General features: G+C 67.3%; 7 protein-coding genes and 1 pseudogene. 5 read left to right on the top strand and 3 right to left on the bottom strand.

Going from position 1 to position 11,481, the window contains the following annotated elements:
* Positions 1-121: 121 nt before the first annotated feature.
* Positions 122-529 carry a PGPGW domain-containing protein gene (locus PUT80_RS45445; RefSeq protein ID WP_275295836.1) on the bottom strand — a complete coding sequence of 136 codons (408 nt, stop codon included), beginning with the start codon at positions 527-529 and terminating at the stop codon, positions 122-124.
* A gap of 108 nt (positions 530-637) precedes the next feature.
* Between PUT80_RS45445 and PUT80_RS45440 the strand changes: the two genes are divergently transcribed.
* Complete coding sequence (locus PUT80_RS45440; RefSeq protein ID WP_275295835.1) at positions 638-1,294, top strand: GNAT family N-acetyltransferase; 657 nt, start codon at positions 638-640, stop codon at positions 1,292-1,294.
* A gap of 1 nt (position 1,295) precedes the next feature.
* Positions 1,296-1,916 (top strand): class I SAM-dependent methyltransferase, encoded by a 621-nt coding sequence (locus PUT80_RS45435; protein WP_275295834.1) that lies wholly within the window; start codon positions 1,296-1,298, stop codon positions 1,914-1,916.
* On the opposite strand, the gene PUT80_RS45430 is transcribed toward PUT80_RS45435, so the two are convergent.
* Both PUT80_RS45430 and PUT80_RS45425 read right to left on the bottom strand, forming a co-directional pair.
* Positions 1,913-2,518, bottom strand: coding sequence for an FMN reductase (locus tag PUT80_RS45430; RefSeq protein ID WP_134732794.1), 606 nt, complete (start codon positions 2,516-2,518; stop codon positions 1,913-1,915). The two genes, PUT80_RS45435 and PUT80_RS45430, sit on opposite strands and share 4 nt — an antisense overlap.
* Before the next feature lie 30 nt (positions 2,519-2,548).
* Entirely contained in the window at positions 2,549-3,634 is a 1,086-nt protein-coding gene (locus tag PUT80_RS45425; RefSeq protein ID WP_134663378.1) for an LLM class flavin-dependent oxidoreductase, read from the bottom strand.
* A 241-nt stretch (positions 3,635-3,875) separates the two neighbouring features.
* On the opposite strand from PUT80_RS45425, the pseudogene PUT80_RS46375 reads away from it, so the two are divergent.
* The 3 genes and pseudogenes from PUT80_RS46375 to PUT80_RS45415 all read left to right on the top strand — a co-directional run.
* Positions 3,876-5,285 (top strand): annotated as a pseudogene (locus PUT80_RS46375) (ATP-binding protein); the annotation flags it as partial.
* Positions 5,262-7,379 (top strand): toprim domain-containing protein, encoded by a 2,118-nt coding sequence (locus tag PUT80_RS46370; protein ID WP_343076923.1) that lies wholly within the window; start codon positions 5,262-5,264, stop codon positions 7,377-7,379. The pseudogene PUT80_RS46375 and the gene PUT80_RS46370, both read left to right, overlap by 24 nt.
* Before the next feature lie 32 nt (positions 7,380-7,411).
* A complete protein-coding gene (locus PUT80_RS45415) occupies positions 7,412-11,206 on the top strand; it encodes a DNA topoisomerase (ATP-hydrolyzing) (RefSeq protein ID WP_275295832.1) in 3,795 nt (1,264 codons plus the stop codon).
* Positions 11,207-11,481 lie beyond the last annotated feature (275 nt).

The raw sequence follows: 11,481 nt of genomic DNA, 5'->3' as shown, positions 1-11,481 counted from the left end.
CGCTGGTGCGACGCCAGCCACACCAACGCGCCCACCCAACAAACACCACCCGCACACCCACCACCAAGATCAGCAAAACCTCAAATCGGTGGATCCAGGTCAGATTCCCTCAAGGAGCCCTTCACGGCTCTCCCCGCTTCGCCCGCACCCGCCGGTAACTCCAGATCAGCAACGCGAACAAGATCAAGCTGGACAGAATCAAGCTCGTCCCCGTGCTCCACCCGCTCAGCGGCAGCGACCGCACCGTCCCCCACACGATTCCCGCGGCCAGCAGCGCCAGACCGGCCAGCACCGAGCCGGCGATGCGCAGCGGCGAGGACACGCTCTCCTCCGCGGCTTGCATCGCCCGCGTCCGGACCGGGTCGACAAATCGCTGCAGCGCCGGGAACTCCGACGCCAGCACCAAGAGCCCGGCCAGCACCAGCAGCAATCCCGGCCCCGGCAGCACGAGCAGCACGACCCCGACGATCACCAGCGCCCCGCCGACGACCGCAAGGAGCACCCGGCGCACTGGCTTGCCCAATCCCATCGGGCCAGTGTGCCGCCGGGCTCGCGGTACTGCCAGCCGGACTGTCCATACTGGACCCGGCACCGCGCTGGCCGGTTTTTGTCGGTGCCGGGTGGTTAGCTGCTCAGCGTGGTCGAATCACTACCTGACCTCATCCGCCGCTGGCAGGCGGGATGGGGCGCGTCCCGAGGATTCCGGCCCGCCGAGGAAAGCCGCGGCGGGCTGCACGTCCTGCTCGAACAACCGGATCGGCATCGCGAGGTCGTCGCGTTGTCCGCCGAAACCGACGTCCTGCGCGGCCTCGCCGAAGAAGTCGCCGCGGCAGAACGCCCGACCTGGCTGACCGTGCCGACGAATCGGCCGGAGGAAGTCGAAGAGATCGTGCGCGAGGCTGGGCTGAAGCTCCGCGACGCACGCGAAGCGCTCATGACCATTCCCCTGCGCCGACATCCAGCGCGTCCAGCTCCGCCGCCCTACACCGGTGCGACCACCGTGCACGGGGCGGTGTGCGAAACCGTGCTGCGACATCCCGATTCGGGTGTCGCGGCGCGCGGAACCATGGCCGTGGTCGGCACGGACGCGATCGCGGACCGGATCGAAACCGTCCCGGAGCATCGCCGCCGCGGTCTCGGCAGCGTGGTGATGAGTTCGCTCGCGGAAAACGCGATGGCACACGGCGCGACCACCGGAATTCTCGTCGCCACCGCGGACGGGCAACAGCTGTACTCGGCGCTGCGCTGGACCACGCGTGCCACCGTCCTCATCGCCCAGAACCCGGCAGGCTGACATGGATTGGCTCACCGACACCCGAACGTCCTACGACACCGTGGCGGAGGACTACGCCACGTTCGTCCGCGACGCACTGGGCAAACAGCCGTATCTGCTTGCCGCGCTGCGGTTATTCGCCGAACAAGTCGACGACGGCCCAGTCGCCGACATCGGTTGCGGCCCCGGCCAGGTCACCGCCCACCTCAACGGGCTCGGCGTGGCCGCCTACGGCTTCGACCTCTCCCCCGGCATGATCGAGGTGGCCCGGCGCGACTATCCGGAGCTGCGGTTCGAGGTCGGTTCGATGACCGATCCGCTGCCGGCCGCGTCGCTGGCCGGGATCGTGGCGTGGCAGTCGGTCATCCACCTGCCCGACGAGCTGCTCCCGTCGGTCCTCGCGAACTTCCGGCAAGCACTGCGTCCCGGCGGATTGCTTCAACTGCTCTTCCACGTCGGCGACGAAACCCGGCGGAAAACCGAGGGCTACGGCGGCCACCCGATGAACGTCCAGGTGCACCGCCGCCCACGAGAACGCATGACGACATGGCTGCGCGACGCCGGGTTCACCGTCGAGGCCGAACTGCTCCTCAACCCGGAAACCCCGGCGCCGCAGGCACTTTTGACCGCCAGGAGCCGTTAGTGACCAGCCAGCAACTGCTCGAACGACACCGACGCGTACTCGTCGTCCGGCTTCGCCTCAGGCGCCGCTGCCACCAGCTGCGCCAGCTCGCGGCCAGCCCGCTCCACGCGCTGTTGCAACGCACCCGTCGCCTCGACGCTGCCCCAGTCCGACGACGCGGCGTATACGCCTGTCGCAACCACGGTCGCGCGGAGGTAGGCGAAGAGCGGCCGCAGCGCGAAGTCGAGCGCGAGCGAATGCCGTTCGGTACCGCCCGTCGCGGCGAGCAGCACCGGCTTGCCGTCGAGCGCTTCCTTGTCCAGCACGTCGAAGAACGATTTGAACAGCCCGCTGTAGGAAGCGGTGAACACCGGCGTCACGGCGATCAAGCCGTCCGCGCGAGTCACGGTGTCGATCACTTCCCGCAGCTGCGGGCTGGGGAACCCGGTGAGCATGTTGTTGGTGATGTCCACCGCGATGTCGCGGAGTTCGAACACCTTCACCGTCACGTCGTCGTCGACGAGGGCGGCGCGGGTGGCCTCGGCCAGCCGGTCGGCCAGCAGCCGCGTCGACGACGGCTGGCTCAACCCCGCGGTGACCACGGCGATAGTGCGTGCAGTCATGACCTCTCCACTCGATCCGGGGTACCTGGGTCAGGCGTTGACAGCCTGGGCTGCCTTGAGCGATTCGTGCGTCGGCGCGTCCGGCACGTGCGCCGGGCGCTTCGCGTCCAGTTCCTTGCGCAGCACCGGCACGACCTCCTCGCCGAGCAGGTCGAGCTGCTCCAGCACGGTCTTCAGCGGCAGGCCGGCGTGGTCCATCAGGAACAGCTGGCGCTGGTAGTCGCCGAAGTGCTCGCGGAAGGTCAGCGTCTTGTCGATGACCTCCTGCGGGCTGCCGACGGTCAGCGGCGTCTGCTCGGTGAAGTCCTCGAGCGACGGGCCGTGCCCGTACACCGGCGCGTTGTCGAAGTACGGCCGGAACTCGTTCCACGCGTCCTGCGACTTCGGCCGGATGAACGCCTGCCCGCCGAGCCCGACGATGGCCTGGTCGGCCTTGCCGTGCCCGTAGTGCTCGAAGCGCTGCCGGTAGAACGCGATCAGCTGCTGGAAGTGCGAGGTCGGCCAGAAGATGTGGTTCGCGAAGAACCCGTCGCCGTAGTAGGCGGCCTGTTCGGCGATCTCCGGGCTGCGGATCGAACCGTGCCACACGAACGGCGGCACGCCGTCGAGCGGGCGCGGCGTCGAGGTGAAGCCCTGCAGCGGGGTGCGGAACTTGCCCTGCCAGTCGACGACCTCCTCGCGCCAGAGCTGGTGCAGCAGCGCGTAGTTCTCGACGGCCAGCGGGATGCCCTCGCGGATGTCCTTGCCGAACCACGGGTAGACCGGGCCGGTGTTGCCGCGGCCCATCATGAGGTCGAGCCGCCCGTCGGCGAGGTGCTGCAGCATGGCGTAGTCCTCGGCCAGCCGCACCGGGTCGTTGGTGGTGATGAGGGTGGTCGACGTCGAGAGGACGATCTTCTCCGTCTGCGCCGCGATGTTCGAAAGCAGCACCGTGGGGTTCGCCGGCGCGGCGAACGGCGGGTTGTGGTGCTCTCCGACGGCGAAGACGTCGAGACCGACTTCTTCGGCCTTGAGCGCGATCTTGACCATCGCCTTGATGCGCTCGTGCTCCGAGGGCGTGACGCCCGTGGTGGGGTCGGTCGTGACGTCGCCCACCGAGAAGATTCCGAACTGCATGACCGCTCCCTAGCCGGTTGCTTCGCACCTTGCTTGTCGGCACAACTACTCGCGTGGAAGATGTATTCCTACAGGACTATACCGGTGACCTGGGACACGCTTCCGGACGCCGTCGGAGGCGCAGCGGCCAGTTCCTGTCAGGGGGTGCGGATATCCTGCAGTACGGTGACGGCCCGGGGCCCCTGCTCCGGCCACCTGTTTGCCCACCGAACAGCACGCCTCGATCCGGGAGAACGACCTCGTGACCGCTGAGACTCTGTACGGGGCCGACGACCTGACCCACCTCGAAGGACTAGAGGCGGTCCGCAAGCGCCCCGGGATGTACATCGGCTCCACCGACAGCCGAGGCATCAACCACCTCTTCTCCGAGGTCGTCGACAACTCCACCGACGAGGGCGTGGCCGGCCACGCCTCGCGCATCGTCGTCACGCTGCACGCCGACGGCAGCGTCCAGGTGGACGACGACGGCCGCGGCATCCCCACCGGCGTCCACGCCAAATCGGGCCTTTCCGGCGTCGAACTGGTGCTGACCCGGCTGCACGCGGGCGGCAAGTTCGGCGGCTCCGGATACAAGACGTCCGGCGGCCTGCACGGCGTCGGCGCTTCGGCGGTCAACGCGCTGTCGCACCGCTTCGACGTCACGGTGAAGCAGGACGGCAAGGTACACCAGATGTCGTTCGCGCACGGCGTGCCCGGCGTGTTCGACGGCCCCGGCCCGAAGGCGAAATTCACCCGCCGCTCCGGCCTCAACCTCGTCGGCAAGATGAAGCGCGGCGAACGCAGCGGCACGTCGATCCGCTACTGGTACGACGCGCGGTACTTCGAAACCGGCGCGGCGCTGGACGTCGAGGGCGTGCGCACGAAGCTGCGCAACACCGCGTTCCTCGTGCCGGGCGTCACGTACGTGCTGCGCACCACGTTCGAGGACACCATCAACGAGGAGACCTTCCACTTCCCGAACGGGCTGGCGGACATGGTCGACTTCCTTGCCCCGGACAGCGAAAAACCCGTCTGCGGCACGCTGATGATCACCGGCGAGGGAACGTACAAGGAGAACGCGGCGGACGCCAACGGCGTCATGCAGTCCAATGTGGAGCGACACGCCGAGGTCGAGGTCGCGCTGCGCTGGGGCACCGGCTACGAGCGCACCGTGGAATGCTTCACCAACACGATCCGCAACGTGCACGGCGGCACGCACCGGCGCGGCTTCGACCGCGCGGTCACCCGTGCGCTGCAGGACGTGATCGGCAAGACGCGCGGGCTCCTCAAGGCGAAGGAGGACCCGCCGACCACCGAGGACGTGCTGGAAGGCATGACCGCGGTGATCCACGTCCGGCTGCCGGAGCCGCAGTTCACCTCGCAGACCAAGGACGAACTGTCCACGGCGGGCATCACGCGCGTCCTCCAGGGCATCGTCGACAAGCAGCTGCGCGCCTGGACCGAGGACCGGAAAACCAAGTCCGAGGCCAAGATCGTGCTGCAGAAGGTGGTCGACGCGGCACGCGTGCGGCTCACCCAGAAACAGCAGAAGGACGCCGCCCGGCGCAAAACCGCGCTCGAGGGCGCGGCGATGCCGCCGAAGCTGGTCGACTGCCGCACCACCGGCGTCTCGCGCAGCGAACTGTTCCTGGTCGAGGGCGACAGCGCACTCGGCTGCTTCACCGGAGATACGCGGGTAGCCCTTGCTTCCGGTGCCAGCCGTTCCTTCGCCGAGCTCACCGAAGACTGGGAAGCAGGCATCACTCACTTCGGTTACGCCACGAACAAGGCCGGCCGTGTCGTCCTCGCTCCGCTCGTCGAGCCTCGAGTGACCAAACGAGCCGCGGAGCTGGTCCGCGTCACGATCGACAACGGCGAATCCGTCCGCTGCACTCCCGATCATCTCTTCCGGTTGAGGGACGGGTCGTATCGGCGCGCGGACGCCTTGGCGCCCGGCGATTCGCTGATGCCGCTTTACCGGTCCGTCTCGTCCACCGCAGGCGGAGACAAGCTCAACGGCTACGAACGCGTCTGGATGAACGACCGTTCGGAGTGGGTGTACACGCACTACCTTGCGGACGCCTACAACCTGCGCCACGGTCGCGACGACTCGATGAACGGCAACGTCCGCCACCACGTCGACGTGAACAAGCGGAACAACGATCCGCGCAACATCCGCCGGATGACGTGGGAAGACCACGCCGCCCTCCACGCGTCGATGATGGGCGACCACGTCCACGAGGGCTATCGTGCCTGGCTGGCCGAAGGCGGCTTGGAATTCAAATCGGCGATGCTGTCGCGTCAGTGGGAGGACCCGGCCTTCCGCACGGCGTGCCTCGCTCGATTGGCCGCGCTCAACAGCGATCCGAACTTCCGGAGGCGGCTCGAAGAAGGTTTCCAGATCTGGTACGGCGGACTCAACGCCGAGGAGAAGGCGGCATACGCGGAGCGCCTGCGACAGGTTCAAGCTGAGTACTGGGAACGCCCTGAACATCGGGCGCAGGCCGCGGAACGGGTCCGTGCGTTCTTCGCTGAGCCGGGACGGCGCGAGGAGTGGAGCGAGCGGTCCGCCCGGCAGTGGCAGGACGAATCGCTCCGGTCTTGGCGCGCGCAGAAGACGATCGAGCAGTTCTCGTGCCCTGGGGAACGGGAACGTCAGCGGGCCGCGGTCGTCGCCTGGCACGAGGAGCATCCCGAGTTCGGGGAGCAGCACTCCGCGCGGATGAAGAAGCGGATGAGCGACCCGGAAACGGGGCATCTCGAGAAGGTCCAGGCAGGTCGTGCCGAGTATGTCGCGTCTGTTCCCCGGGCAGAGCGGGTGGCCCGCCAGCACGACGGGCGGCGGAACGCGGCGTTGAAGCGTCTGTCCGCAATGTTGTCCTGCACAGACGCTGAACTAGGCGCCGCGTACGACGCACACCGCAAGGCTGAGGCGAAGACCGAACTGCGTTTCGCACGGTTGCTCGCACATTTCGACGGTGACTACACCCGGCTTCGCGAGGCTGCGAAAAACGCCAACCACAGCGTTGTCAGCGTCGAACCGCTCGCTGAGACGGCAGACGTCTATGACCTCACCGTCGATGGCTATCACAACTTCGCTCTCGAATCCGGCGTGTTCGTCCACAACAGCGCGCGGATGGCGCGGGTGTCGGAGTACCAGGCGCTGCTGCCGTTGCGCGGCAAGATCCTCAACGTGCAGAAGGCGTCGCTGGGCGACACGCTGAAGAACGCCGAGATCGCGTCGATCGTGCAGGTGCTCGGCGCGGGCACCGGCCGCACGTTCGACCTGTCGACGATGCGCTACGGCCGCGTGATCCTGATGGCGGACGCGGATGTCGACGGTTCGCACATCCGAACGCTGCTGATCACGCTGTTCGCGAAGTACATGCGCCCGGTGATCGAGGACGGCAGGCTGTACGCGGCCATGCCGCCGCTGCACAAGATCACCACCAAGGGCCGCGGTTCGGAGACCGTCTTCACCTTCACCCAGCGCGAGATGGAGCAGAAGGTCGCCGAACTCGAAGCGGCGGGCAAGACGGTCGTCACGCCGGTGCCGCGGTTCAAGGGCCTCGGTGAGATGGACGCCGACGAGCTGTGGGAAACCACGATGAACCCGGCGACGCGCTCGGTCCGGCGGATCACGCTCCAGGACGTCGAGGCCGCGGAGCTGGCGCTGGAACTGCTGATGGGCGAGAAGGTCGAGCCGCGGCGCAACTGGCTGGTCGAATCGTCCGACCGCGTCGACCGCGACGCCATCGACGTCTGAGTTTTCCGTTCGTTCCCAAGGAGTTGTGAGCCATGGCTCGCCGTAGCAAGACCCCGGTGACCCGGGTCGACCCGAGCGCGTTCGACTCGCCGGGCGCACAGGTCTTCGACAACCCGCTGAAGACGGAGATCGAAGACTCGTACCTGGAGTACGCGTACTCGGTGATCCACTCCCGCGCCCTCCCGGACGCACGGGACGGCCTGAAGCCGGTGCACCGCCGAATCCTGTTCTCGATGAACGAGAACGGCTACCGCCCGACACACGCGTACGTGAAGTCGTCACGCGTGGTCGGCGACTGCTTCGTGCGCGGCGCGCTGGTGTCGACCCCGGAGGGTCTCCGGCCGATCGAGTCCATCGAAATCGGCGACCAGGTGCTGGACAGCCGCGGCAAAGCCGTGCCGGTCGCCGAGGTTTACGAGAACCCGCCGGACGAACTCGTCCGCATCACCTGGTCGAACGGCCACACCATGACCGTCACCCCGGGGCAGCGGTTCCGTACCGTGGCGGACGACTCGACGCTGGACTGGACGGCTGCGCGCGACCTGACCGGACGGCTGACCGTCGCCTACGGCGCCAGCCGGCGGGAATGCCTGCCGCGAGGCGGGGACCGGTACGCCTATCTGCTCGGCTTGATCACGGCCGAAGGGTTCGCCGTCGACCGGAATCGCCCCGCGGACGGGCGAGTCCGCATCCACATGTGCGACCTCGAACCGCTCGACGCCGTGCACGAGTGGGCGCAGGCCAACGGCGTGCGGGTGTCGCGCGGGAACCGGGCCGCGGCGAAACCGGAATGGCGCGACCAGCACATCCTCACCTTCGCCCGGCACGACGGCCTGCTCGCGGCGGGCGAACCGCTCAGCGACGCGAAGCACGTGCCCGCGGAAGTCCTCTCGGACCGGGCTTCCTGGGCTCCGTACCTCGCCGGTCTCTTCGACGGCGACGGCTACATCCGGAAGAACCACCGGGAGATCGTCTACGTCAGCACGAGCGAAAAGCTCGTCCGGCAGGTGTACGCGATGCTCGCGGACCTCGGCATCCACGGCCACCACTGGAGCAACCCCAAGGAAACCGGTCACAAGACGCTCCTGGGCCTGTCCGTCAGCGGCTCCGACGCGGCGACGCTGTCCCGCGTTTTGCTGCCGTGGATCACGATCGGCTACAAGAAGGACAGTCTCGAAAAGCTCGCCGAAATCGCTTACGAATACGACGGAAAGCAAGGGAACGACCGGCTGCCCAACAAGGGAGTCATGGCCGAGTTCTCCGCCGCTCATCGCGGCGGCGGCTGGTTCCGCGACACGTCCGGAACCGCGTTCCGGGCGTCGCTGTCGACGACGAGCGGCACCGCGGTCCGCTACGGAAAGGACCGGCACGGCACCGCGCTGGCCGACCGTTCGTTCCGGCTTTCCCGGGCGCGGCAGGACGGCTGGATCGAGAAATTGCGCCGGATCGGTTCTCCGCTCGCCGAACGGCTCGACGCGCTGAACGGATTCTCGTTCCTGGAAGTGGTTTCCGTCGAGCCGGTCGAACCGGAAGCCACTTACGACATTCAGGTCGGCACGGACGAGCACGAATTCGCGGCCGAGGGTTTCGTCGTCCACAACTGCATGGGCAAGTACCACCCGCACGGCGACACCGCGATTTACGACGCCATGGTCCGGCTCGCCCAAGATTTCTCCTTGAACGCCCCGCTGATCGACGGGCACGGAAACTTCGGGAGCCCAGACGACGGACCGGCCGCTTCGCGATACACCGAAGCCCGGATGTCGAACGAAGCGATGCTGCTCGTCGGCGAACTCGGCGAGGACACCGTCGACTTCCGGCCGAACTACGACGGTTCGCTCGAGGAACCGTCGGTGCTGCCTGCGGCGTATCCGAACCTGCTGGTCAACGGCACGTCCGGGATCGCGGTCGGCATGGCGACCAACATGATCCCGCACAACCTCGGCGAGGTGATCGGCGCCGCGCGGTGGCTGATCAACCATCCGAACGCCACGCTCGACAAGCTGATGGAGTACGTCCCCGGCCCCGACCTGCCCACCGGCGGCAGCCTGCTGGGCCTGGACGAGGTCCGCAAGGCCTACGAAACCGGCCGCGGCGTGGTCCGCATGCGCGCGAACGTCGAGACCGGCCCGCTGGAAGGCAGCCGCGGCCGGCAGGCGATCACGGTCACCGAACTGCCGTACGGCGTCGGCCCGGAGAAGGTGATCGAGAAGATCACCGACGAGGTCAACAAGTCCAAGCGGCTCACCGGAATCGCGGACGTCAAGGACCTCACCGACCGCGAGAACGGCACGCGGCTCGTCATCGAGTGCAAGGTGGGCGTCAACCCGCAGGCGCTGCTGGCGGATCTCTACCGCCTCACGCCGCTGGAGCAGTCGTTCGGCATCAACAACCTGGTGCTCGTCGACGGCCAGCCGCAGACGCTCGGCCTGAAGGCGCTGCTGGAAGTTTTCCTGAAGCACCGCTACGAGGTCGTCACGCGGCGCACGCGCTACCGCCGCCGCAAGCGCGAAGAGCGCCTGCACCTGGTGGACGGTCTGCTGATCGCGTTGCTGAACATCGACAAGGTCATCCGGCTGATCCGCGAAAGCGAAAACGCGGCCGCCGCGAAGGACGGCCTGATGACGAAGTTCAAGCTGTCCGAGATCCAGGCGACCTACATCCTGGACACCCCGCTGCGCCGCCTCACGAAGTACGACCGCCTGGAACTGGAAAACGAGCAGGACAAGCTGCGCGCGGAAATCGCCGAACTGACCACGATCCTCGAGGACGAGTCGGTCCTGAAGAAGCTCGTGTCGACGGAACTGGCGAAGATCGCCAAGGACTTCCCCACCGACCGCCGCACCCGCCTGATCGACGGCGACCTGAAGGAAGTCCTGGCCGCGTCGAAGCCGTCCGGCCCGCTCGAGGTGGCGGACGACCCGTGCCAGGTGATCCTGTCGGCGACCGGACTGGTCGCCCGCACCGCAGCGGAATCCGAAGAGGCGTCGGAAGTCCGCCGCCGAAACGGCCGCGTAAAACACGATGCCGTGTCAGCCGTCGTGCACACCACCGCACGCGGCCAGGTGCTGCTGGTGACCAGCCGAGGCCGCGCGTTCAAGACGGACGTGCTGCCCCTGCCCGTGCTCCCAGAACAAGCAGGCACAGTCTCGTTGCGCGGCGGTATGGCAGCGAAAGAGCTGGTACCGCTGGAAAAGGGTGAACGCGTCGTAGGAATCGCCCCCCTGGGCGAACAAGCAGGCGACTCACCAGGCCTGGCCATCGGCACCCGCGGCGGCGTAGTGAAGGTGTGCGCCCCGGATTGGCCCGTGCGCTCGGACGAATTCGAAGTCATCAGCCTCAAGGATGGTGACGAAATCGTAGGCGCGACCTGGCTGACCGACGGAAACGAAACCCTGGCGTTCATCTCGTCGGATTCCTCCCTGCTGCGCTTCGCCGCGAGCCTGATCCGCCCGCAAGGCACCAAGAGCGGCGGCATGGCAGGCGTGAAACTGTCCGCAAACGCCACCGCGATCTTCTTCGGCGCCATCCGCACCGACGACGAAGAACACGGCGAACCCATGGTCGTGACGGCAACGGGCCAGAGCGTCAAGGTCACGCCCTTCAGCGAATACCCAGCGAAGGGCCGAGCCACCGGCGGCGTGCGAACCCACCGTTTCCTCAAGGGAGAAACCGAAGTCCAGGTCGCGTGGGTAGGCCCCCGCCCAGCAGGCGCGAGCCGCACCGGAGACCCAGTAGAACTCCCAGAAATCGACCTCCGCCGAGACGGCTCGGGCCACGCTCACCCAGGCCCAGAAGTAGTAGGCCACCTCATCGAACGCGGCTAACACCAGTACGTGAGGGGAACCCTGAGGGAATCAGAGTTCCTCAGGGTTCCCCTCACGCACCCAGCCCACCCCCAACTCGGCGAGGCAGGGGCAGGGGCAGGGGCATTAATTTCTCTCAGCAGTTCGACAAGCAACGAATCCGCCGCGCCAGCATTCACCACAACAACGCAAAGCCCTAAACCGGCAGCGATGCACCCAACGAGCGAGGCACCCACCCCACCCCCAACCCCGATACGAAGCCAAAAACACGGCGCGGGGGTGCTTGTCAAGGCATC

Source organism: Amycolatopsis sp. La24 (genome assembly GCF_029087445.1).
Taxonomy (GTDB): Bacteria; Actinomycetota; Actinomycetes; order Mycobacteriales; family Pseudonocardiaceae; genus Amycolatopsis; species Amycolatopsis nivea.
The sequence above is the reverse complement of the archived record's forward strand: the minus strand, read 5'-3'. Positions and strand labels throughout refer to the sequence as shown.